Annotated in this window: 24 protein-coding genes; 10 read left to right on the top strand and 14 right to left on the bottom strand. The window is 64.9% G+C overall.

Annotated elements, in window-relative coordinates; translation table 11 throughout:
• The 5 genes from CHEID_RS08245 to CHEID_RS08265 form a co-directional block, all read right to left on the bottom strand.
• A complete protein-coding gene (locus CHEID_RS08245; protein WP_112768730.1) occupies positions 1-795 on the bottom strand; it encodes a hypothetical protein in 795 nt (264 codons plus the stop codon).
• 27 nt (positions 796-822) lie between these two features.
• The gene (locus tag CHEID_RS08250; protein ID WP_112768729.1) at positions 823-1,764 is read right to left on the bottom strand and encodes an ABC transporter ATP-binding protein; all 942 of its coding nucleotides are present in this window, start codon (positions 1,762-1,764) and stop codon (positions 823-825) included.
• A 107-nt stretch (positions 1,765-1,871) separates the two neighbouring features.
• Complete coding sequence (locus CHEID_RS08255) at positions 1,872-2,378, bottom strand: hypothetical protein (protein ID WP_112768728.1); 507 nt, start codon at positions 2,376-2,378, stop codon at positions 1,872-1,874.
• 78 nt (positions 2,379-2,456) lie between these two features.
• Positions 2,457-3,179: a response regulator gene (locus CHEID_RS08260; protein WP_112768746.1), complete on the bottom strand. Its 723-nt coding sequence runs from the start codon at positions 3,177-3,179 to the stop codon at positions 2,457-2,459.
• Between the two features lie 74 nt (positions 3,180-3,253).
• Positions 3,254-4,507 (bottom strand): sensor histidine kinase, encoded by a 1,254-nt coding sequence (locus CHEID_RS08265; RefSeq protein ID WP_112768727.1) that lies wholly within the window; start codon positions 4,505-4,507, stop codon positions 3,254-3,256.
• 63 nt (positions 4,508-4,570) lie between these two features.
• Here CHEID_RS08265 and CHEID_RS08270 point away from each other — a divergent pair, with 63 nt between their 5' ends.
• The 5 genes from CHEID_RS08270 to CHEID_RS08290 all read left to right on the top strand — a co-directional run bounded on the left by CHEID_RS08270 (position 4,571) and on the right by CHEID_RS08290 (position 9,036).
• The gene (locus tag CHEID_RS08270) at positions 4,571-5,647 is read left to right on the top strand and encodes an ABC transporter ATP-binding protein (RefSeq protein WP_112768745.1); all 1,077 of its coding nucleotides are present in this window, start codon (positions 4,571-4,573) and stop codon (positions 5,645-5,647) included.
• Between the two features lie 94 nt (positions 5,648-5,741).
• Positions 5,742-7,004, top strand: coding sequence for an ABC transporter substrate-binding protein (locus CHEID_RS08275; protein WP_112768726.1), 1,263 nt, complete (start codon positions 5,742-5,744; stop codon positions 7,002-7,004).
• 96 nt (positions 7,005-7,100) lie between these two features.
• Entirely contained in the window at positions 7,101-8,000 is a 900-nt protein-coding gene (locus CHEID_RS08280; protein ID WP_112768725.1) for a carbohydrate ABC transporter permease, read from the top strand.
• Positions 7,984-8,802 carry a carbohydrate ABC transporter permease gene (locus CHEID_RS08285; protein ID WP_112768724.1) on the top strand — a complete coding sequence of 273 codons (819 nt, stop codon included), beginning with the start codon at positions 7,984-7,986 and terminating at the stop codon, positions 8,800-8,802. The genes CHEID_RS08280 and CHEID_RS08285 overlap by 17 nt, the downstream gene beginning before the upstream one ends.
• A gap of 15 nt (positions 8,803-8,817) precedes the next feature.
• A complete protein-coding gene (locus tag CHEID_RS08290; protein ID WP_112768723.1) occupies positions 8,818-9,036 on the top strand; it encodes a hypothetical protein in 219 nt (72 codons plus the stop codon).
• 10 nt (positions 9,037-9,046) lie between these two features.
• Here CHEID_RS08290 and bsaP read toward each other — a convergent pair whose 3' ends face one another.
• The 8 genes from bsaP to CHEID_RS08325 all read right to left on the bottom strand — a co-directional run bounded on the left by bsaP (position 9,047) and on the right by CHEID_RS08325 (position 16,719).
• Positions 9,047-9,304 carry a biotin synthase auxiliary protein BsaP gene (gene bsaP, locus CHEID_RS10630; protein WP_475678943.1) on the bottom strand — a complete coding sequence of 86 codons (258 nt, stop codon included), beginning with the start codon at positions 9,302-9,304 and terminating at the stop codon, positions 9,047-9,049.
• Between the two features lies 1 nt (position 9,305).
• The gene (gene bioB / locus CHEID_RS08295) at positions 9,306-10,307 is read right to left on the bottom strand and encodes a biotin synthase BioB (RefSeq protein ID WP_112768722.1); all 1,002 of its coding nucleotides are present in this window, start codon (positions 10,305-10,307) and stop codon (positions 9,306-9,308) included.
• A gap of 11 nt (positions 10,308-10,318) precedes the next feature.
• A complete protein-coding gene (gene purE / locus CHEID_RS08300) occupies positions 10,319-10,849 on the bottom strand; it encodes a 5-(carboxyamino)imidazole ribonucleotide mutase (protein WP_112768721.1) in 531 nt (176 codons plus the stop codon).
• 36 nt (positions 10,850-10,885) lie between these two features.
• Entirely contained in the window at positions 10,886-13,072 is a 2,187-nt protein-coding gene (locus tag CHEID_RS08305) for a YhgE/Pip domain-containing protein (RefSeq protein ID WP_112768720.1), read from the bottom strand.
• A complete protein-coding gene (locus tag CHEID_RS08310; RefSeq protein WP_112768719.1) occupies positions 13,069-13,908 on the bottom strand; it encodes an ATP-binding cassette domain-containing protein in 840 nt (279 codons plus the stop codon). Before CHEID_RS08310 ends, CHEID_RS08305 begins: the two co-directional genes overlap by 4 nt.
• A gap of 205 nt (positions 13,909-14,113) precedes the next feature.
• Positions 14,114-15,391: a 5-(carboxyamino)imidazole ribonucleotide synthase gene (locus CHEID_RS08315; protein ID WP_112768718.1), complete on the bottom strand. Its 1,278-nt coding sequence runs from the start codon at positions 15,389-15,391 to the stop codon at positions 14,114-14,116.
• Entirely contained in the window at positions 15,378-15,884 is a 507-nt protein-coding gene (locus tag CHEID_RS08320) for a hypothetical protein (protein WP_112768717.1), read from the bottom strand. Before CHEID_RS08320 ends, CHEID_RS08315 begins: the two co-directional genes overlap by 14 nt.
• Positions 15,877-16,719, bottom strand: a complete 843-nt coding sequence (locus CHEID_RS08325; protein WP_181645854.1) for a biotin--[acetyl-CoA-carboxylase] ligase — start codon at positions 16,717-16,719, stop codon at positions 15,877-15,879. Before CHEID_RS08325 ends, CHEID_RS08320 begins: the two co-directional genes overlap by 8 nt.
• A 58-nt stretch (positions 16,720-16,777) precedes the next feature.
• On the opposite strand from CHEID_RS08325, the gene CHEID_RS08330 reads away from it, so the two are divergent.
• Genes CHEID_RS08330 through CHEID_RS08340 form a run of 3 tightly spaced genes read left to right on the top strand, consistent with a single transcriptional unit; the run spans position 16,778 to position 19,104 of the window.
• On the top strand, positions 16,778-18,193 hold the full coding sequence (locus CHEID_RS08330; protein ID WP_181645853.1) for an acyl-CoA carboxylase subunit beta: 1,416 nt from the start codon (positions 16,778-16,780) through the stop codon (positions 18,191-18,193).
• Positions 18,194-18,214: 21 nt separating this feature from the next.
• The gene (locus tag CHEID_RS08335) at positions 18,215-18,487 is read left to right on the top strand and encodes a hypothetical protein (protein WP_112768716.1); all 273 of its coding nucleotides are present in this window, start codon (positions 18,215-18,217) and stop codon (positions 18,485-18,487) included.
• 8 nt (positions 18,488-18,495) lie between these two features.
• Positions 18,496-19,104: a Maf family protein gene (locus CHEID_RS08340; RefSeq protein ID WP_112768741.1), complete on the top strand. Its 609-nt coding sequence runs from the start codon at positions 18,496-18,498 to the stop codon at positions 19,102-19,104.
• Here CHEID_RS08340 and CHEID_RS08345 read toward each other — a convergent pair.
• A complete protein-coding gene (locus tag CHEID_RS08345) occupies positions 19,101-20,171 on the bottom strand; it encodes a Cj0069 family protein (RefSeq protein WP_112768740.1) in 1,071 nt (356 codons plus the stop codon). The genes CHEID_RS08340 and CHEID_RS08345 overlap by 4 nt on opposite strands.
• A 271-nt stretch (positions 20,172-20,442) precedes the next feature.
• On the opposite strand from CHEID_RS08345, the gene CHEID_RS08350 reads away from it, so the two are divergent.
• Positions 20,443-21,417: a sulfurtransferase gene (locus CHEID_RS08350; RefSeq protein WP_112768715.1), complete on the top strand. Its 975-nt coding sequence runs from the start codon at positions 20,443-20,445 to the stop codon at positions 21,415-21,417.
• A 107-nt stretch (positions 21,418-21,524) separates the two neighbouring features.
• The gene (locus CHEID_RS08355; RefSeq protein ID WP_112768714.1) at positions 21,525-23,324 is read left to right on the top strand and encodes an acetyl/propionyl/methylcrotonyl-CoA carboxylase subunit alpha; all 1,800 of its coding nucleotides are present in this window, start codon (positions 21,525-21,527) and stop codon (positions 23,322-23,324) included.
• Positions 23,325-23,390: the final 66 nt, after the last annotated feature.

The raw sequence follows: 23,390 nt of genomic DNA on the forward strand, positions 1-23,390 counted from the left end.
TTAAGCGACGTCTTTGCGCTGGTTGGCGATCAACCCTGCGGCCATGAAGACGATTGCCCAGCCCAGCAACACGGCTATGGAGGCGAGATTGTTCGTCGCGGAGCCGTCCATCTGGCGGCCGTTAACCAGGGCCATGAGCTGACTGCCAGGGCAGAACTTACGCACGGTTGCGAAGACGGGGAAGTTCCTGGCGGCCTGGGCGATGAGGCCTTCGATCACAGCGATCCACACCACGCAGATCCCGATGGCGGCTACCCGGTTGCGGACGAGCGCCGCCAAACCCACGGCGATGACGGGATAGACAACAGCTCCGAAAAGCTGGGCAAGTAGCGGCCGGACGCCGTTGAGGCTCAAGTATGCATCCGGGTACAACTGCACAACAGCCATCGCCAGACCGAGGCCCAGGAGGTAACTGAGCATGCCCCAAATGCTCAGGACGATGGCTTGACCCGCCACCCAGTGCCAGCGTCTGCGTTGAGTGGCGAAGGCGTGGGCAGCCATCCCGGACTGGATGTTGCCGGCGGTGTTTCCCGCCGCCTGGATGAGGAGGATGAGCTGGAAGATGCCATATCCGATTGTCAAGGTCGACCAGGCGACGGAACGATCGTCGGAGGCATTCAATAGCACTTCGAGGACCACTGGGCCGTACAGGGCTCCAGTGAGAAGGACGAGGTAGACCCAGGTGCTGCGCAGAGTACGAAGCTGGAGGATCGAGCTCTTGATAGCGGAAAGAAAACTTGGGGTGCTGGTGCTGGTGGTTACCGGCGTGGGGGCGGGAGCGGTGCGGGTTGCCATGGTTTCTTTGGTCCTTTCGGCAGCGTGTTAGCGGGCGATGTATTCGCGGGAGGCCTCGGTGGCCTGCAGGAATCGGTTTTCCAGGGTGTCCCGGTGGGTGGCCAACGCCGTGACCAGGAAACCCTGTCTGGCGGCGACCTGGGCGATGGTCTGGCGGAGCTCTTCCACACCGGTGTTCGTGGGCACGGCGACGTGGACCTGGTTCGGCTGCTGGATTGTGCAGGTCAGGCCCCGGCGCTTCAGGTCCTCCGCCAGCAGGACGGCCTCCCGGCACTCCACCTGGATTGTGGTTCCATTGGCCAGGAATTCCTCGAGGGTGTACTCCCCCAGCAGCGCACCCCTGCCAATGACCACCAGCCGGTGGGCGATCTGTTCCATCTCCGACAGCAGGTGGGAGGACACGAGGACGGCCCGCCCTTCGTCTGCGAAGGTGCGAATGGCATCGCGCATCCAGCGCACGCCGTCGGGGTCGAGGCCGTTGACCGGTTCGTCCAAGATCAGGTGTTGCGGATCCCCCAGCAGCGCGGCGGCCAGGCCCAGGCGTTGCTTCATGCCCAGGGAATAACCCTTCACGGCCTTTCTGCCGGCAGAGCTCAGGCCCACGAGCTCGAGGCATTCGTCCACCCGGCGGGTGGGGATGTTGGCCCCGGAGGCCAAGACGCGGAGGTGGTTGCGGCCACTGCGGCTGGGGGTGAACCAGGACGCGTCCAACACGGCACCGGCAACGGAAGGCTTGACGGGAATCGCGGGAAATGCTGCGGAGTAGGCAGCGCCACCGGTTGTTCCGCTGAAGGTGACGCGGCCCCCAGTCGGGTTGTCCAGCCCCAGAATGCAGCGCATCGTGGTGGACTTTCCGGAGCCGTTGGCCCCCAGGAATCCAGTGACCTGCCCGTCGGGGACGGTGAAGCTCAGATTGTTGACTGCGGACTTTTTTCCATATCGCTTGGAGAGCGTGTCGACGATGATCATGGCACTAAGCCTGCAGCTCAGCACCCCTGATCCACATCATGCTGGGGGGTGATTTCGGGGCGTCAGACTGCGGTATGACACGTGCCGCTCCAGCCATATACCTCCCCTCAACCCATGTAGCTGCCCTCGGTCACTAATTGCTCGGCGGGCTGCCCTTTGGCCTCGGCGAGCTTTTCGGCGAATTCCTTATAGCGGGGCATGCTCACAACCACACTGCGCGTGTTCGTCGCTAGGCGGACCCCCGGAAGCCCGGCGACGATGGCCCACTCCCGGGGATTATTGAAGTAAATACCCAGCGAGTAGGCCGCGAACGTGGATTGGTTGAGGTCCGTGAGCACCTCCACCCGCGTGATCTCCTCCGCTTTCCGGCGAAACATCTTGATCCCGCACCAGCGGACAACAACGTCACCGGTCGTGGTGAGCTCGGTGCTCACGGTCCAGAACACGAGGATGATGCTGACCAACAGGAAGGCGGCGCTCATCGCAATCCCCCCGGGGCTCAGGTCATCAAAGAGCACCAGAACAGCGGGGATGGTAAAAGCCGCCGTCAAGATGAACAGCGTCAACGGCTTCGGCCGCGCGGCAGAGTAAAACCGAACTGGTTGCGCCGGCATATCAACCACCTCATCTCGACTGGATAGACACCACCATGACTGAACGAGTTTACGGCGATTGAGTGTAAACCAGCCCTGCTACTCCCCGCCGAGCAAGTCCACATTGCTCACCAAACCATGGCGAAACGCAAAGAGCACGGCATGCACCCGATCCCGCGATCCGGTTTTCGCCAGCACTCGCCCCACGTGCGTCTTCACCGTCGGCTGCGAGATGAATAGCTCCTCGCCAATCTCCGCGTTGCTCAGCCCCCGCGCGATGAGCACAAGGATTTCTTCCTCCCGCGGCGTCAGAGGCTCAATCAGCTCGTAATCGGGCGGTTCCGGTCCTCTATTTCCGGACGCCACAAGCCCAGCGCCCGTATTGCTCTCCCGCACCCGCTTGAGCAGCCGGGCAGTCGCCGCTGGGCTAACGACCGCTGCTGAATCCCCCACGGTGCGCACTGCGGCAATCAGATCCTCAGGGTCGGCGTCCTTAAGAAGAAATCCGCTGGCCCCGGCAACCACGGCGCCCATGACGTAGGCCTCATCATCGAAGGTCGTGAGCATCACCACCCGGGTGGCCTCCCCGGAGGGACCGCGCAGATCGCGGGCCACGATCTCCCGCGTGGCGCTGATGCCATCCCGCACCGGCATCTGCACGTCCATGAGGACCACGTCCACCGGCTGGTCGTAGGCGAGCTGGATGGCTTCCTCCCCATTGGCGGCTTCCCACACCACGTCAACCGAGTCTTGAGAGTCCAGGACCATCGCGAATCCCGCGCGGACGAGCTGCTGGTCATCGGCGAGGCCGACGCGGGTGATCCCGCTGGCAGGAGCATCGGGGGTGTTCATCGTCGGTCCTGTCCTCTCTTCGTCGTGTCCCGAATGTCGTGTTCTTAATACGGCAATGTGGCGATCACGGCCCACCCGCCGGGATACCGCTGGGAGGGTCCCCAGGTCACCTGCCCGCCGTGGATGCGGACGCGCTCCTTCAACCCCGTCAACCCGCGCCCGCTGCCGGCGATCTGGCGGCGCCCGGGAGCGGCATCTGCGTTGCCGGGGGCATTGTCCACAGTGATACTCACTGCCTCTTCCCCCCACGTCAGGGAGATGTCCGCGAGCACAAAGCCGGCGTGTTTGAGCACATTCGTCAGGCATTCCTGGACCACGCGGTAGGCGGTGAGGCTTCGCACATCATCCATCTCGCGGACGGTGCCCTCCACGCGGAAAGTAACATTGAGGCCGTGGCGTTTGGCGTCCTCAACAAGATCGGGAATTCCGGCAACTCCAGGAGCGGAATCGACAGACCGATCATTCTCATTGTCATCCCGCAGCACGGACAGCAACCCGCGCATATGAACCAGGGCTGCACGGCTGCGTTCCGAGATGGTGTCCAGGGCCTGCAGGGCCTTATCCGGTTCACGTTGGCCCGCGTAGCGACCCCCATCCGCCTGCGCGATAACCAGGGTGAGGGTATGGGCAATGATGTCGTGCATCTCCCGGGCGATGCGATTTCGCTCGGTCATGGTCGCCAATTCCGCGCGGGCCCGCAGCGTCTGCAATTCGTAATTCCGGCGCCACGTTCCCCGTCCCCACAGCGCTCCGAACCCGATGGATACAGTGATGAAAACCGTGAGCGTCACGATCCGCAGCACCGTGGCAGTGACGATCATTCCCTGCTTGTCGAACAGCGGTTGCCCGATGCCATAGGGGGCCCACAGCAGCCACCCCACCGCAAACTCGCTACCGACCCACAAAGCTCCCAGCAGCACCCATTTACGGTGGCTGAGGAAGGCCGTAATGTACCAGGCCTCGTAGACCACCACGACGTAGTAGAACATCACCTCACCCGTGGCAGTCAACGCCGCCACACCCAGTCCCACGGCCACGACTGCTAGACCGATTCGCGCCCGCCACCGCTGGACCAGCAATCCCACGAAGACGACGGCGCTGGAGACCCACACCCCGAGGACCTGCCAACCGTGGAGATGCTGGGGGCCCGCGACCAGTGCGGGGCCGAAGGTGAGGAGAACCGCTGTTTGCACGGCTAGCCGGACCCAGAACCCCTTTTCCTTCCACCATGGCGAGGTTGGGGTGGCATGGGGGTGCGACGACGTGGTCGGATTCTGCTCGGGATTGTGAGTCTCCATTGGATCTCTCACTTTATTCGCGTGCGGTCTTTTCACGGATCATCCTCAAGTATGATCCTGCCCATGGCAGATGTGCGTTTTGAGGATGTGGAGATCAAATACCCGGGTGCCGAGCGCCCCAGCGTGCAGCATTTCGATCTGCATATCGGGGATGGCGAATTCCTTGTATTGGTGGGCCCCTCGGGTTGCGGCAAGTCCACCACACTGCGGGCGTTGGCGGGGTTGGAGCCGACGAGCGCGGGCCGCATCTGCATTGGGGATCGGGACGTCACCGGTACCGAGCCGAAGGAACGCGATATCGCGATGGTATTCCAGGACTACGCTCTGTACCCGCACATGAGCGTGGCGGAGAACATGGGCTTCGCGTTGAAGGTGGCGAAGCGACCGAAGGCGGAGATCGAACAGCGGGTCCAGCGGGCGGCGGAGATTCTGGGCCTCACCGAGTTTTTGGGCCGCAAGCCGAAAGACCTCTCCGGCGGTCAGCGCCAGCGGGTGGCCATGGGCCGCGCAATTGTGCGGGAGCCGCAGGTGTTCCTCATGGACGAGCCGCTGTCCAACCTCGATGCCAAGCTGCGCGTGCAGACGCGGGCGCAGATCGTCAAGCTGCAATCCGATCTGGGCGTGACCACGGTGTACGTCACCCACGACCAGGTGGAGGCCATGACCATGGGGGACCGGGTGGCGGTGCTCAACGGCGGCGTCCTGCAGCAGGTAGATACGCCGAAGAACCTCTACAAGCGGCCCACCAACGCCTTCGTGGCGGGCTTCATCGGCTCCCCCGCGATGAACCTGTTGCGCACGCGGGGACCCCTGCCGGGGCTGAATCTGCGGTTGCCGGAGGGTTACGGCAGGGAGCGCAAGGTCATTGTGGGCCTGCGCCCGGAGGCCGTCGAGATTGTGGACGCCACCTCCACCGAGCGCTCGGACAGCACCGGGGGCCTCGCTGGCACCGTGACCATGGTGGAGGAATTGGGGGCGGATTCCTACATTTACCTGGACTCCGACCATGGCCAGATCGTCGCTCGCGGCGGCGATTCCCGCACCGCCCCCAGTGTTGGCGCGCAGGTGGGCATCCGCCCTCGCCCGGACGCCCTAGTGCATTACTTCGACGGCGAAACCGAGCGTCGCATCGAGTCCTAAACGGGGGCATTTAACCCCGGCACCGGGGCTGCACGTCTTAAACTCACCGTAATAGATCTTTTAGGAACATCCTTTTAACAGAGAGGTTTTTCTCATGGCTCCCACCCAGCGCAAGATCGTCGCGGCCCTTGCCGCGTCCACCCTCGCGGCCTCCGCACTCGGCCTCAGTGCCTGTTCCGAGGATTCCGATGGTGGCGGGGACACCGGCTCCAACACTGCAAAGGGGCCCATCACCTTTGCCATGGGGAAGAACGACACCGACAAGATCCGGCCCATCATCGATAAGTGGAACGCTGCTCACCCGGAGGAGAAGGTGAACCTGCGCGAGCTGGCCGGTGAAGCCGATGCCCAGCGGGACACCCTGGTGCAGTCACTGCAGGCGGGATCCTCCGACATTGACGTGATGGCATTGGATGTGGTGTGGACCGCGCAGTTCGCGGCCAATGGGTGGCTGGCCCCGCTGAAGGGGGACCTCCAGGTGGATACCTCCAAGATGCTGAAGGCCCCGGTGAAGTCCGCAACGTACAAAAACACGCTGTATGCGCTGCCGCAGAACACCAACGGCCAACTGCTGTTTCGCAATACCGAGCAGGTGCCGCAGGCCCCGCAGAAGTGGGATGACCTCAAGAACGCCTGCAAGGCGGTTAAGGGGCGCGATTGCCTGACCACTCAGCTCAGCCAGTACGAAGGGCTGACGGTCGCCACCGCGGAGTTCATGAACGGCTGGGGCGGGGGAATCACCGACGAGTCCGGGAAGATCACGGTGACCTCCCAGGATTCCCGCGCGGGCCTGCAGGCCCTGGTCGATGCCTACGAGGATCACACCATCGCCTCCTCCTCCACGGGCGCGACCGAGGAGGAGACGAACCTCTCCTTCACCCAGGGGCAGACGGCCATGGCCATCAACTGGCCCTACATGTACGCCAATGCCCAAAAGGACGGCTCCGCTGTCAAAGGCAAGGTGGAAGTCTCCCCCATCCTCGGCAAGGACGGCGTAGGGGTCTCCACGCTGGGCGGTTACAACAACGGCATCAACATCAAGTCGAAGCACAAGGGCACGGCCAAGGCCTTCATGGAGTTCATCGTCAACGAGGATAACCAGCGCTCCTTCGCGGAGTCGGCCTTCCCGCCGGTGCTGGCCTCCATCTACGACGACCCCGCCGTCCAGGAGAAACAGCCCTACATGGCCGCGCTAAAGGCCTCCCTGGAAAACGCCAAGCCCCGCCCGGCATCCCCGAACTACGACGCCCTCAGCAAGGCCGTGCAGGACAACGCCTACGCCGCCCTGACCCAGGGCCGCCCGGTGGACACCGCCACGAGCGATATGGAAAAGGCCATTCGCGCCACGAACGGCTAAAACGCCTTGTCAGGAGGATCTACCCCGGTGAGTTCGCCCCGCCCCCCGAAACAACGGCCCCGCGACCTGCGGGCAGTATGGCTGGTGGGACCCGCCATGCTGCTGCTCGCGGTGGTGATCGGCTACCCCGTCTTGCGAGCGGTCTACCTCTCCTTCCAGCAGGACCGCCACCTGGACCCGGTGACCGGCATGTTCACCAGCGGCGGCTTCGCCGGCTTCGACCAGTACCTGTACTGGTTGACCCAGCGATGCATGACCCCCAGCGGGGAAGTCCTGGAATGCGCCCCGGGCGTGCTCTCCATGGACTTCTGGCCCGCCCTGCGGATCACCCTGTTCTTCACCGTGGTGACAGTGGCCCTGGAAACGCTGCTGGGGCTATGGATGGCCCTTGTCATGAACCGCAGCTTCCTGGGCCGGGGCCTGCTGCGTGCCGCGGTGCTTATCCCCTGGGCGATTCCCACCGCCGTCACCGCGAAGCTGTGGCAGTTCATCTTCGCCGACGTGTGGAAGACCGCCCCCTTCATGGCGCTACTCATCCTGGCCGGCCTGCAGATGATCCCGCAGGGGGTCTATGAGGCCGCGAAGGTGGATGGCGCCAGCCGCTGGCAGCAATTCACCCACATCACGCTGCCCCTGGTGCGCCCGGCCCTCATGGTGGCCGTCCTCTTCCGCACCCTGGACGCCCTGCGGATGTACGACCTCCCCGTGATCATGATCAGCTCCTCCGCGAACTCTCCCACCGCGGTGATCTCCCAGCTAGTAATCGCCGACACGAAGCAGGGCAACTACCACTCCGCCTCGGCCATCTCCACCCTGATCTTCCTACTCATCTTCGCCGTGGCCTTCATCATGGTGAAGTTCCTCGGCGCCGATGTCGCCGGGAATGGCTCCTCCCCCCGGCGGGGACGGTTCCGCGTGCGCCGCGCTGGTGGCGTCCATAAGAAAGAGACCACAGCGAGCACCGAAGCGGTGAACGAGAATGCGGACATTGCGTAACTATCTGGGCGTGATCTTCATCCTCGTGTGGGGCCTGGCCCCCTTCTACTGGATGGTGGTCACCGCACTGCGGCACAAGGACTACACCTTCTCCACCAACCCCCTGCCGAGCCACGTCACCCTGGACAACTTCCGCGACGCGCTGGCCACGGACGCGGGGAACAACTTCCTGCGGGCCATTGGAAACAGCCTCATCATCGGCGCAGTGACCACCCTCGTTGCGCTCACCGTCGGGGTTTTCACGGCCTACGCGCTGGCCCGGGTGGACTTCCGCGGCAAGGGATTCGTCACCGGCATCATCCTGGCCGCGTCCATGTTCCCCACCATCGCTCTCGTCACGCCCCTGTTCCAACTGTTCTCCAAACTGGGCTGGATCGGGCAGTATCAGGCGCTGATCATCCCGAACATCTCTTTCGTCCTCCCGCTGACCGTCTACACCCTCACCAGCTTCTTCCGGGAGCTGCCGTGGAAGCTGGAGGAAGCAGCCCGGGTGGACGGGGCCTCCCGCGGCTACGCCTTCCGGAAGGTCATTCTGCCGCTGGCGGCACCGGCGCTGTTCACCACCGCCATCCTGGCCTTCATCGCCACCTGGAACGAATTTATGCTGGCCAGCCAACTATCCAACCCACACAGCGAACCGGTGACCGTGGCCATCGCTCGGTTCAGCGGGGTGAGCTCCTTTGAGTTCCCCTACGCGGCCACGATGGCGGCCGGGGCACTGGTGACCATCCCGCTAGTCATCATGGTCCTGGCCTTCCAGCGACGGATCGTCTCCGGGCTCACCGCCGGTGGCGTGAAATAGGAGGCCCGGGCGCTCGTGGCGGATCCACCCCGCATCACCGAATCCGAATCCCGCCGGCGCAAGCTGGTCTGGGAGGCGGTGCTGGGATTTGTCACGACGTTTGCCACGCTCGCCGGGGTGGTCGCGGTGTGGAACGTTTTCCGCCCCGATCCGAGCGTCGGCCCTGCCCTGGTGTTTGCGGTGCTGCTGGCGCTGGTGTGGCTGACGTGGCGGCAGTACGGCCGCTATCGGTAGCGGCGGGGACCTACCGCAGCTCCAGCATGGCCGAATCGATGGCACCGTGACGAGAGCAGCGCGCCAACCAGCCCGTCGGCATCACCTGCACGATCATCCGCCTTCCGCACAGCGTGCAGTAGCGGGGCACGTCTAGCCCGAGGCGCTGCGAAGGGCTGTAACCATCGACTTCCCCGCCCTGGCACGGCTGCCCCGTATACGGATCGAACGGGCCAAGCTGGCCGCTGGCGTACGCGTCCGACAGGCCCCCGGCGCCCACCCTGTCCACCTCACACGCTCCGGTTGAGCACCTTCAGCGGGAGGCTCAGGCGCTCCAGCATGTCCAAGTCCTGCTCCTGCGGACGGCCCAGCGTTGTCAGATAATTGCCCACGATCACCGCGTTGATCCCGCCCATGAGGCCCTGCTCCGCCCCCAAATCCCCGAGCGTCAACTCCCGTCCCCCGGCGAAGCGCAGCGTCGTGCGCGGCAGGGCGAGGCGGAAGGCCCCAATAGCCCGGAGTGCGTCCTTATTGTCCATCACCGGCAGGCTGGCGAACGGGGTGCCCGGCCGGGGGTCCAGGAAGTTCATCGGCACCTCATCGGGCTCAAGGGCCGCCAGTTCCGTGGCGAACTCAGCGCGCTGGCGCAGGCTCTCCCCCATGCCCAGAATTCCCCCGCAGCACACCTCCATTCCACTGGCCTTGACCATGCCCAGGGTCTCCCGGCGCTCCTCCCACGTGTGGGTGGTGACCACCTGGGGAAAGTGGCTGCGCGCGGTTTCCAGGTTGTGGTTGTAGCGGTGGATGCCAATGGCCGTCAGCCGGTCCACCTGTTCCCTGCTGAGGATGCCGAGGGAGGCGGCGACGTTGATATCCACCTCCGCGTGGATGGCCCGCACCGCAGTCTCCACCTGGCTCAGCAGGTTTTCGTCCGGGCCCTTAACCGCCGCGACGATGCAGAACTCCGTGGCTCCCGTCTTCGCCGTCTGTTTTGCCTGCTCCACCAGCAGAGGGATGTCCAACCAGACGGAGCGCACGGGGGATTCGAACATCCCGGATTGCGAGCAGAAGTGGCAATCTTCCGGGCAACCGCCGGTTTTCAGGCTTATGATCCCCTCCACCTCCACCTCTTCCCCGCACCACTTCACGCGGACTTCATGGGCCAGGGCCAGCAGGTCCGCTATGGCCTCGTCGGGAAGGGTGAGCACCTCCATGAGCTGCTCGGTATCGAGCCCGCGGCCGTGCTCCAGCACTTGGGTCCGGGCCGTGTGAAGGATCGAATGTTCCGCCATGCTGTGAGAGGTTACTCCCCTATCAGACGGGCCTTGAGGTCCTGGTCCTTCTGCAGAACTTGGTCCCGCATCCGTTCCTGGTAGTCGAGCATCCGCTGCATGAGCTGGGGATCCCCGGTGGCGAGAATACGCACCGCCAGCAGGCCGGCGTTCTTCGCGCCGTCGATGGAGACGGTGGCGGTGGGCACCCCGGCCGGCATCTGCACGATGGACAGCAGCGAGTCCAGACCGTCCAGGTTGCCGAGTGCCCGGGGCACCCCGATGACCGGCAGGGGGGTGGCGGCGGCGACCATTCCCGGAAGGTGGGCCGCTCCCCCGGCGCATGCGATGATGACCTGCAGGCCGCGAATGTGGGCGGTGCGGGCGTAGTCCAGCATGCGTTCGGGGGTCCGATGTGCGGATACGACGCCAACCTCCAAGCGCACCCCGAACTCCGCCAGGATGGCGGCGGCCGGTTCCACGGTGGGCCAGTCGGAATCGGAGCCCATGATGAGGCCCACGCGGGCGGCTGCGGGGGACGGGGTTGGCTGGGAGGAAGTCATGGCGGGGCTGTTAGGTGCCTTTCGCTACTCGGGGGGTTAGGCGTTGAGGACGGGGTGGAGTCGCTTCATCGTCCACGTTCGCTTTCGCGCGGTCGCGATGGCCGTGACCGCCATCGTGGCGATGCCGAGCCCGATGAGGACCGCAATGGCCGTCCACATACGGTGGTCATAGACACCATAGATGACCTGGCGGAAACCATTGACGGTGTAGGTCATGGGGTTGATCGGGTGGAAGAAGCGGAAAAAGGACGACTGGGTCTCGACTGGGTAAAGACCGCCGGAGGAAACAACCTGCAGCATAAGGAACGCCAACCCAGCGACCCTGCCTGGTCCGGCTCCAAACACCACGCTAAACATCTGATTGATGAGCATGAAGACGAGGGCTACTAAAGCCCCGAAGGCGAACAGGCCCGGCAAGTTGGCGGGGTGTAGACCCACGGCAAAGACGGTGACGGCGACTACGACGGCGGATTGCAAGATGGCAATGATGCCCGTGGGCAAGAAGCCGTCTAGTGCGGCACGCAGGGGGCTGAGGCCAGCATTGATGGCACGTGCCTGTAAGGGTGCGATGAGGGTGTAGACGATAATGCCCGCGATGAACAGGGCCATGGAGAAGAACAGCGGGGCCAGACCGGCGCCGAAGGTGTTTGTGCCGGAGTCGTTGGAGGCCTTGAGGTCCACCGGGCCGCCGATAGCGGCAGCGGTGGCGACGCGCTGGCCGTCGTTCCACTTGGGGACGCGATTGACGCCGTTGACGAGGCCGTCGCGCAACTGGGTAGCACCGTTGTTGAGGCGGTTGGAGCCATCCACCGCGCGGGTAGTGCCGTCGGTGAGCTGGCGGGAGCCGTCGAGGAGCTTTGCATTGCCCTCATCTAGCCGCTTCGTCCCGTCGTTGAGGCGTTGGGCTCCGTTGTCCAGGCGGTCCACTCCACCGGCGGCCTGGTTGAGGCCATCGTGGAGCTGGTGGGCACCGTCGTTGATGCGGGCTACACCGTTTTGCAGGTCGCCGAGCTTGCCGGGTAGCTGATTCGTGCCGCTCTGCAGTTGGTTGAGCCCACCGCGGAACTCGGCCCGGGGATCGCTGAGCTGGTAAGCCAACTGAGAGGTCCCATCGGCCAGGCGATTAAGGTCCTGGGTCAGGGGCGCTTGGGCGCCCAGGCCCGTGGTGTCTGCGGTCTTGGCTAGGTTCTCCAGTTGATTGGCGGCATCCTGGGCCTGGGGGCCAGGGATGGTGCGCAGGCCGTTGGCGAGGTTGCGAAGGTTGGCGGCCTGCTGCGACTGAGCCTGAGTGACCCCGGCGACGTTGTTGCGCAGTTGTTGGACCCCATCGTTGATCTGGGTGGCCCCGGCGCCGAGCTGGTCGGCTCCGCCGCCGAGCTGGGCGATACCACCAGTCAGCCGAGTCAGTTGGCCCGCGGCGTTCTGCACCTGGTCGTTGAGCTGCTGGGTTCCGTCGGCTAGCTGGCCAGAGCCGTCCTGGAGCCGCCCGATACCGTTTTTTAACTGCCCGGTTCCGTCTACGAGCTGGTTGGCGCCATTAACTAGCTGGGTAGAGCCGTCTTTTGCCTGGCCCAACCCGTCGTTAAGTCGGTGGGCACCGTCGTTGAGTTTCGCAGAGCCATCCTTGAGCTGGCTCGTTCCGTCCGCCAACTGGGTGGCCCCCACCGCTGCTCTCTCGATGCCTTTACCGGAATCCAGTACACCGATGAGGACCTTGTCAACAGCCTGGGCGCTTATCTTGTCCCCCACCGTGTTCAGCACTTCCCGCATCACGTTTTGGCCGATCACAGTCGAGAGATAACCGTTGGTGTCGTTGTACGTGGCGATGAGATTCGCTTTGCGGGGATCCTGGGAAGACGGCGAGGTCACCGCGGCGGAGAAGTCCTTCGGCAGCTCGAGTGAGAAGTAATATTTTCCATTCGCCACCCCCTTGCGCGCGTCCTCCTCATTGGTCATCTGCCACTGAATCCGGTTGCTGTTCTGCAAGCCCTCCACCACCTTGTCCCCTGCATTGATCACCTTGCCATCCTGCACGGCCCCCTCGTCGCTATTCACTAGAGCGACGGGGAGCGCGTTGACCTTCGCAAAAGGATCCCAGAAGGCCGCGAGGTACAACGCCGAGTAGAGCAGCGGCATCAGGAGTAGTGCGACAACAGCCATGCGGCTGATCCGGGCCCGCTTGAAGCTACGAAAGTGGTTTGGGATGTGGAATCCGGCAATCATTGGCGGGTCTCCGTTTCTGCGGCGAACTGGCTAGGCGCGGTGGTGTAGTGGTTATCGGTGTGGTACTCAGGGGCGTGGTGTTTTCCCTGGTCTAACTGGGCGGCAGCGACTGCTCTCGCTGGGCGGGCCCTGCCCTCCACGTGACCAGCGTTAGTGTTGAGCTCCAGCTCGATGTGGTCCGGGGACCCCGGGGGTAGCTCGTTGACCGAGTTCACGATAACCGGCATGTGCTCGGCGAGCCGGGCAAAGATATTGAGCAATTCGATCCGATCCCCGATCTCCCGGACCTGCTCCACGTCATCGACGACGAGCATGTCGATGTGGTCTCCGTTGACGGGGTGTAGGGACAGAGAGATGCGCAGCAGGATCTTGTCCAGGGTGGGGATCTGTGAGATGTAGGCATCCAGCGGCGGGAAGGGGCGCTGACCGTAGACGGCGCCGCAGTAGTACTGCAGGTCCTTCATGCCGACCTTGCGGTAGGGCAAGAACCAGTTGCGCTGCCAGGCCTTGTTCTCGTTGAGTATGTCCCGCACGGTGACGGAGCGCTCCAGCAGATCGATCTGGTCTACTCCGGCGATAGCGACGTGTCGGCGGATGTCGCGGGGCTGGCTCATGCCCAGCACGGAGAGCTTGCCCTTCGTCGGCTTCATGCGACCCGCCAGCACGAGAGCCAAGGCGGTACGCCCGGAGCCCCCGGTACCCGTGAGAACGGTGATTCCGTGGGGTGGGACGGAGAAGTTGAGCGGTCCAAACACGGGCCCCTCGTCCCCGATCAAGGTGAGGTCTTCCGCATACACAGAGGCCTGCCTACTTTCGGCCGGGGCGTTGTCAACCACGTTAGAGGCTCCTTGGGTGGTTCTCGGTGCTGTCTAAGGGTTGCGCGTCGAAAGCTGGTATGGGCGCGTTGCACCTTAGGCCGTGCAAGATCCTGCAAAACCGTACACATGATCTGTACCCAATAGCTTTCTACGGGTGGGGCTGTTTAGTAAAACCGCTATCGAGCAGACTGTTTATAAATTCATATCAGTACATCGGAGACTACTACCCGCGCCACCCGTCCGACCAAATTGCACCCACGAGGAAAGTAGCCGCCAACTGCGCATCTGAGCGCAACTTCGCTACCGCCTCCGCCGTGGCCGACGTGCCCAGCGGCAGAGACATGTTGACGTGCCCGATCTTGCGCCCCGGCCGCCAGTCCTTGCCGTACATGTGGATCTTCGCCCCCGGGAACCGACGCCACACCTCGTCCATCCGCTCGTGCATCGGCATCTCCGGGTCGGCCGAGCCCCCAAGCACGTTCGCCATCACCGTGCACGGTGCCGTCATCCGCGTATCCCCCAGCGGCCGGTCCAGCACGGCCCGCACATGCTGCTCAAATTGACTGGTTACGCAGCCATCCTGCGTCCAGTGCCCCGTATTGTGCGGTCGCATAGCCAACTCGTTGACAATCAGCTCCGGCTGGCCAAACTCATCCACCGTTTCAAACAGCTCCACCGCCAGGACCCCGGTGACCCCCAAATCCACCACGATCATCCGCGCTAACTGCTCGGCCGCGTCGATCACATCTCCACCCCGCGCCGGCGCCGGGGCGACGGCCTCCACGCAAATCCCGTCCCGCTGCACCGACTCCACCACCGGCCAGCTAGCCACCTTCCCCGATGGGCTGCGCGTCACCATCGCGGAGAGCTCCCGCACCAAGTTCACCTTCTTCTCCGCGAGCAACTCCACCCCCTCGGCCAGCAGGCGCTCCACCAACTCGGCCGTCTCCTGTCGGCTCTGCGGAAACCAGACCCCCTTACCGTCGTACCCACCCCGGCGGGACTTCACACACACTGCGCCGTTGGTGGCGTCGTAAAATCCCTGCACATCCGCCACCGACTCGATGGCCAAGAACGGCGGCACCGGTGCCCCGATCTCCCGCAGCTTCTTGCGCATGACCAACTTGTCCTGAGCATGGATCAGCGCCGCCGGCTGCGGCTGGACATTGACCCCCCACCCAATGAGCTCGTCCAGGTACTCATTCGGCACGTGCTCATGATCGAAGGTCACCGCATCCGCGCCCTTGGCCACCTCATCCACGTGATCCCGGTTGCGATAATCCCCCAGCACCACGTCCGCAGCCACCTGCGCGGCCGAGGCATCCGGGCGACCCGCCAAAACCCGGGCGGACAAGCCCAGCTCGATCGCGGCTTGCTGCATCATCCGCGCCAATTGGCCATCCCCCACAATCGCCAAAACTGGCGCACCCGGGGCATGGGCGCTAGAGCGGGAGAAGCGGAAATCGGGGGACGGAGTGGAGGCTGTTTTATCGCTGGTCACGGTTCGTCATCATAACGCCGCCACAGGCGTGCCGAAGCAGCGAGACAAAGCGCTTGGTGTGCGGGACGTCCTGAACCACCACCGGATGGCGCGTCCCCATCACGTACACCACGACGTTGCTCCCCCGCCGCCGGGCATCCACCACATGCGCCAAGGGAATCTCCGAAACCCAACTGCGCAGGTGCCCGCTCGCCGTAAGCAACCGCTGATCCGTCAGGACGATCCGCGTGCGCGCCCGGAAGAGCAGAAAGCGCAAGCTCCGCCGCCAGGCCAGCCAGGCCCAGGCCACCAACAGCAGGCGTTGCACCCACATCGCGGCCTCCGTCATCGCCTCCGGGGTGGCCAGATACCGGTCCACCAGCCCGATCCCCATCCACACCAGCGCGGTAACAAGCAACAATTCCAGCACCGGGAACAGTACGGATCGACGGGTGGGGCTCAGCTCCGCCAGGATTCGCTCCTCCGGATGAAAGGAGATTTTCCCGCTAGCCATCGGCACACCCCGCCCGCCCCAGCACACCGAACTGGTGCACCACCTCCCCGGAAACGACGGTCACCGGCCCCGCCGCCGTGCGCACCACCAGCCCCCCATTGCGGGCCACGTCCTCTGCCCGGCCCACGGTGTCCCCGGCGCGCACGTCGGCCCCCAGACTCACGCAGGCTAAGCGATACCGCGGCAGCACCACCTCCGGGGCCCCACCCAGGGCCCGCCAGCGCTGCAACTCGGCGGCCAGATGCCGGGCGATGGCGAGGGTCACCTCCGTCCGCGTCGGCATCGCCCCTGCCGGCTGAAGGCACAGGGAGGTAGCATGCTCCACCGGCAGCTCCTCGGGCAACAGGTCGTAGTTCACCCCGATCCCGATCACCGCCACGGGCCGGTGCTGGGCCAGCTCCACCAGGATTCCGCCGACCTTGAGCCCGCCGAGCAGAACGTCGTTCGGCCACTTCAAGCCCACCACCGGGCCGGCCGGCTGCCCCAGCACCTCCACGAGGGCGGCGCGAACCGCCAGCCCCGCCAGCAGCGGCAGCAGCCCCAGGAGATCCCCGTGAACCCCAGTGACCTCCGCCGCCACGGACATAATGATCTGGCTGCGCGGCGGCGCCCCCCACGATCGCCCCAACCTGCCCCGTCCGGCGGTCTGCTCCTCGGCCAAAAGAGCCACCAAGTCCGCGTCAACCTCGCCCCCGCGGACGGCATCCAGGAGGTCCGTATTCGTGGAACCGGTTTGCTGCACCACCTCTACCTTGTGGTACTCGGCCTCCAGGAACCCGGCGGTGATGGCGGGGACATTCAGCCCTATCCGCTCTACTGCCTCCGATCTGCCCATGCCCGACAGCTTACCGACGACCCCAAATACCCCCATCCCCCGCTGTACACTGTCCACCATGACAGCTAGCACCACGTCGGCCACCACCAGCGGCAAGATAGCGGACCTGCACAAACGCCTTGCGGAGACCCGCGCTCCCCGAGGGGAAGAGGCCATCCGTCAGCTCCACGAGGCCGGCCGAATGACTGCCCGGGACATGGTGTATTCGCTGCTGGATGACGGCAGCTTCGTGGAGATCGATGCCCTCGCCCGCCACCGCAGCCCCGGCAACAAGGAGGACCGGCCCGTCACGGACGGCGTCGTCTCCGGTCACGGCACGGTGGATGGCCGCCCGGTGTGCGTCTTCGCCCAGGATGCCTCCATCTTCGACGGGCAGGTAGGGGAAGTTGCCGGGGATAAGATCCTCAAGGTAATGCAGCTCGCGGTGAAGTCCGGCTCCCCGATCGTCGGCATCTATCACGGCGCGGGGACGCGGGTGACCGAGGGCATGGCCAGCTTGGAGGCCTTCACCAAGATCTATCGGCTGCAGTCCCGGGCCTCTGGCGTAATCCCGCAGATCGCGATGGTCGCCGGCGCCACCAGCGGCGCGCAGGTCTTCGGCGTCTCCCTTTCCGATGTGGTCGTTGAGGTCGCCGGGCGGGCACAGTTGCGGTTGTCGGAGGGGGATGAGGCCAGTTCGGATCTGGACGCCACCTCCGGGACCGCGCACATCCTCACCGAGGACGAGCGGACGGCACTGGACGCCGTAGCGGACGTGCTGGCTTTCCTCCCCTCCAACAACCGCGCGGTTCCCCTGTCCAGCGAGTCGGGTGAGCCCTGCGCCCAAGACCTCAACGCCGCAATCCCGGACGAGGCCGCGACGACCTACGACGTGAACGCCGTCATCGACGGGATCGTGGACTGCGACTCCGTCGTGGAGCTGCAGCCCCGCTACGCGCCGAACATGCTCACCGCTTTCGCCCGGGTGGATGGGCGCAGCGTGGGCGTGCTGGCCAACCAGCCCAGCCAGCAGGCCGGGGCCCTGGACGTGGATGCGGCCGAGAAGGCCGCTCGGTTTGTTCGGCTTTGCGATGCCTTCAACGTCCCCCTGCTCAGCATCGTGGACGTCCCCGGATTCCAGCCGAACAGCGGCGGAGAGGAAGCGGTGGTGCGCCGCACCGCTAAGCTGCTAGGGGCCGTGGCGAACGCCTCCGTGGGCATGATCAGCGTGATCACCCGCAAGGCCTATGGAACGGCCTATCTGGCGCTGGGGGCCAAGCGGATGGGGACGGACTTCGTGTTCGCCTGGCCCACGGCGGAGATCGCCGCAGCCGAGGTGGACGGGGCTTCCCCCTACGAGGCCGCCGCCCGGGGGCTGGTGGATGCCGTGATCCCGCCGGACCAGACGCGCGGAAAAATCGTGGAAGCCCTGCGTCTCATCGAGCGCAAGGTGGATGATTCGCATACCCGCAAGCACGACACGATCGCCTTCTAACAACTAGGGAGGGGCACGCTGATGGAGAACAACGCATTCGAAGTGGTCAAGGGCAACCCCAACCAGGTCGAGCAGCGAGCCCTGTCGGCCGTCCTGGCCCAGGTAGTTCAGCAGGCCCGAGCCCTGCGGGAGGAAAAGCCGGATACCCGCGGCTTTTACGGCATGGTCAGCTCCACCGTGCCAGGGGCCGCGGCGGAGACGGTGGATCGGGCCGGGGCGGACGTGGAACCGAACCCCGGGGGGTTCCGCCTGCCGGAGTTCCCGGTGGCGCCCGCTCGCAGCACCGAGGGGTAACGCTGGTGCTGCGCGTGGTGTTGGCGTCCTCCTCCCCCTCCCGGCTCGCGGTCCTGCGCAACGCGGGGATCGAACCGGATGTGCACACCAGCGGGGTTGATGAGGATGCGGTGGTCGCGGACCTGCCGCCGGATCGGCGGGACCCGGAGGCAGTCGTCCAGGCCCTCGCGCTGGCGAAAGCGCGGGCCGTAGCCGAGGAACTGGCCGACCCGGAGGCAGTGGTCATCGGCGGGGACAGCATGCTGCTCATCGACGGGGAGCTGCAGGGCAAGCCGCACACGGAGGAGGAGACGGTGCGGCGGTGGCTCCATCAACGCGGAAAGACCGCTGAGTTGCTCAGCGGTCATGGGGTTTTGCGGGGAACTGCGCGCTACACGGAGGTTTCGCGCAGCCGCATCCACTTCGCCTTGGCCAGCGACCGGGATATCCGGGCGTACGCCCGCACCGGAGAGCCCTTCGGCTGCGCGGGTGCCTTCACCCTGGAGGCGCTGGGGGGCTGGTTTATCGATCGGGTGGAGGGGGATCCCTCCGGGGTGCTGGGCCTGAGCCTGCCGGTGGTCCGGCGGGCCCTGGCCAGCTTCGGGCTGCCTGTTTCGGCGGCCTGGAACCGGTTTTAGGCGGCGGCTGCGGCTTCCTCACAGCGCTTGATGGCCTCCTCGGCGACGAGCTGCTGAATGCCCATGTCCAGCTCGGAGGTGAAGCCCACGCAGGAGCAGTTGATCTCGCCCAACACGTAGGTATCGGAGCCGTCCTCTGCGGTGTCCAGCATGAAGTCCGCGGTCCAGATCAGCGGGATGTTGTTGTCCTCGCCGAGCTTGGTGGCGATGGTGGGGCGGGCCTCGGCGAACATGTCGATGAGGTCCTGCCAGGCCTCCGGCTTGTCGTAGGTGTACTTGGCGCCGGAGAACAGGGTGGCGGAGAAGTTGTCCCCACCGGCGGCGGGCTTCTTGTGCACGACGAACACGGGGTGCGGGCCGACGAGGAGGATGCGCACCTCCCCTTCCACGATGCGAGGCATGAAGCGCATGTCCACGAGCATTCCGTTATCCCCCACGATGTACTGCTCGCAGAATTTCATGAAGTCCCCGAGCTCGCGGACCTCGGTGTGGTTGTCCACGGCCTCGGTGCACTTCAGCTTGGTATCCAGGGGCAGAGCTTCACCCGGCTTAACGGACTTGGCCAGCTCGCGGTCCTGGAGTTGGACGCGCCAGATGCCGGAACCGGTGGAGCCGCGGTTCTGCTTAAGCACGCGCTCACCATAGGAGAGGGTCTTGGGGAAGATCTCGTGCAGGCTTTCTACGTCGTAGTAGGCTGCGGTGTCCTCGGGAACGAGGTCGGTGCCGTTGAGCTTAACCAGGGCATCCTTGGCGCCGTAGGCCATCATCTCCTCCGGCGTGGACATGCCCACGAGCCCGGCATCCTTGCTGAGGCGGGAGAGCATCTCAAAGTAAATCTTCTCGCCGCCGGGGATGTGGCCCGGGTTCACGCGGGAGATGTAGCCGTCGAAGTTGTTAGCGACGGTGTCGTAGATCTCGTTGGCGCGGTCGGACTCGAAGTGAATGACCTCCGCGTTCCAGCCCTTGTCCTTAATGGCGTTGACGATGGGCATGGTGTCCCGGCGGTGGCCGTCCTCCCCCTTGTCGTTGCCCCCGGCAACCTCGAAGACGACGATGCTCTTGTGCAGCTGCTTAGCCATGTATGTCACCCTTCTTACTCGTTTATGCTGGTCTCCCGGTCGGGGGCAGCAGGCGGAACAAGAGGCGAGGAACATACACACGCCCAATCCCGCCAAGGCCATACATGGGAAAGTCTATTGGCCGTGGGCCCGGGTTTGCAGAACTTCAACCCCCACGGGGTTAGCCCGCGGGGGGAAGACGAGACCAGGCGAAATGCGCACCTACCCCTGGTGCGTTAACTAACATTGCACCGTGGCACGTCAAACCGAGGCGGTGAATATGGCAATCGAACGCGATCCCAGCCCCATCCTGGAGCAGTACGCCAATCCCGGGAAGATCGTGACCAACGCCTGGTTGGGCGCGAAGCTCGGTACGCCGGGGTTGAAGGTTGTAGAGAGCGATGAGGATTCCCTGCTTTACGACATCGGGCATATTCCCACTGCCGTGCGCATCAATTGGGGGGCGGATCTCAATGATCCGGTGCGGCGCGATTTCGTCTCACCCCGGGATTTTGCCGATCTCATGGACGCCAAGGGCATAGCGCGGGACGACACAGTGGTCATCTATGGGGACCAGTCCAATCTATGGGCGGCCTATACCCTGTGGGTATTTGAGCTGTTCGGGCACCCGGACGTGCGCCTGCTGGACGGGGGCCGGGACGCGTGGATGCGGGAGGAAAAGGAGACCTCCTACTCGGTGCCGAACCGGCCGACCTCCGGCTATCCGGTGGTGGAGCGGTTGAATACGCAGGAGCGCATCTTCGCGGACGAGCTGCGCGAATCCCTGCCGGAGCTGCAACTGATCGACTTGAGGGAACCAGAGGATTACGCGGGCCTCCCCGCGCGGGTGGGGGCGTGCAACCACCCCACCCCCACGGGTTTTTCCCGGACGGGGCACCTGCCGGGGTCTGTGAACTTCGCCCTTGTCAGTGCCCTTCACCCGAACACCCGCTTTCGCTCTCGCGCGGAACTGCAGGAACTGATGCGGGGGTTCGATCCGGAGACGGCGACGGTGGCCTATTGCGATAACGGCGCGCGCGCCGCGCACCTGTGGTTTGTGCTGCGGTACCTGCTGGGCTGGGGGAACGTGCGGGTGTACGACGGCTCCTGGATCGAGTGGGGAAACATGATCGGGGTGCCCATCGAGGTGTCCAAGCGGGAGGCCCCGGTGAAAAAGAGCGCCTCTGGGCGCACATCGCCGCCGAAAGCCGGGCGGAAGAAGCCTGGCGGGGCAAAGAGGGCCGCAAAACGCTGAGTTCTCCTGGCAACGCTCCTGGGGGCGGACGTGGCATAGTAGCGTGGCTGCCATAGTATTGGCCCGCTGCGTCCAGTTGCGTGAGTGAAGTAGAAAGGCGTTGTCGAGTGGAGGCCACCCAGGTAACCGCTGAACCCCGCACCATCACCAAGGTGCTTATCGCCAACCGTGGCGAGATCGCCGTCCGCGTGATCCGGGCCGCCCGGGATGAGGGCATTGCGAGCGTGGCCGTGTACGCGGAGCCGGATGCGGACGCGCCTTTCGTCCACATGGCGGACGAGGCCCTCGCCCTGGGCGGCCAGACTTCCGCTGAATCTTACCTGGACATCTCCAAGATCCTGGCTGCGGCGGAGAAGTCCGGCGCGGATGCGATCCACCCCGGCTATGGCTTTCTCTCGGAGAACGCGGACTTCGCCCAGGCTGTGCAGGAAGCCGGGTTGATCTGGATCGGCCCCTCCCCGGATGCCATTCGGAAGCTGGGAGACAAGGTCACTGCTCGCCACATCGCCCTGAGCGTGGATGCGCCCATGGCTCCGGGCACGGATTCCCCGGTGGATAGCGCCGAGGATGTCGTGGCCTTCGCCCAGGAGCACGGTCTGCCCATTGCGGTGAAGGCAGCGTTTGGCGGCGGCGGCCGGGGGATGAAGGTCGCGTACACGATGGAGGAAATCCCGGATCTCTTCGACTCCGCCGTCCGCGAAGCGACCGCGGCGTTCGGGCGCGGCGAGTGCTTCGTAGAGCGCTACCTGCACCGGGCCCGTCACGTGGAGGCGCAGGTGGTCGCAGACATGCACGGCAACGTGGTGGTCGCGTCCACTCGCGATTGCTCCCTCCAGCGCAGGTTTCAAAAGCTGGTGGAGGAGGCCCCGGCTCCATTCCTCGACGAGGAGCAGAACCGGCGGTTGTACGAGTCGGCCGTCGCGATCTGCCGGGAGGCCGGGTACTACGGGGCCGGCACGGTGGAGTACCTGGTTTCCAGCGACGGGCTTATCAGCTTCCTGGAGGTCAATACCCGCCTGCAGGTGGAGCACCCCGTCACGGAGATGGTCACGGGGTGGGACCTGGTGCGCGAGCAGTTCCGCATCGCGGAGGGCAAGCGGCTGTCTCGGTTGCGCTCCCCGGAGCTGACCGGACATGCATTGGAGTTCCGGATCAACGGGGAGGACCCGGCCGCGGGATTCGTCCCCAGCCCGGGACGCATCTCCCGGTACGTAGAGCCGACGGGCCCCGGCGTGCGGGTGGATTCCGGCGTGGTGGAGGGTACCGTCATCGGCGGGCAGTTTGACTCGATGATGGCCAAGCTCATCGTCTGGGGGGAGTCTCGGGAGCAGGCGCTGGCCCGCGCGGCCCGGGCACTAGATGAGTACACCGTGGAGGGCCTGCCCACGGTCATCCCCTTCCACCAGGACATGGTGACCAACCCCGCCTTCACCGCCGCGGAGGGGCAGTTCACCGTGTACACGCGGTGGATCGAGGAGGAGTGGGATAACCAGTTGCCGGCCTACGTGGAGCCGTTGGATCCGCGGGGCGCGGACGATCTGCTGGAAATTCCCCGAGAAACGGTCGTGGTGGAAGTCGATGGGCGCCGCGTCGAAGTCTCGCTGCCGGGGGACCTGCTCGCTGCGCGAGGTCAGCTGCGTCGAGCTCGAAAGCGCCGCGGGGCAGCCAGCCAACTGCAGATCACGGGAGATACGGTGGCAGCACCCATGCAGGGCACGATCATCAAGGTCGTGGTCAACGAGGGGGATATCGTCGCCGAGGGCGATACTCTGTTGGTCATCGAGGCCATGAAGATGGAGAACTCCGTCAAGGCCCACAAGTCCGGTGTGGTCACGGGCCTCGGCGTGGTGGCCGGGGACGGGGTTTCCAAAAACCAGGCGCTGTTCGAGTTGCTGGATGCAGAATAGGGGCACCGCCACCTTCTCCCCCCGGAAGGTGGCTTGTCGTGCGATGGAAAGCGGAATGTGAGCGGT

It is taken from the genome of Corynebacterium heidelbergense (assembly GCF_028609845.1).
Taxonomy (GTDB): domain Bacteria; phylum Actinomycetota; class Actinomycetes; order Mycobacteriales; family Mycobacteriaceae; genus Corynebacterium; species Corynebacterium heidelbergense.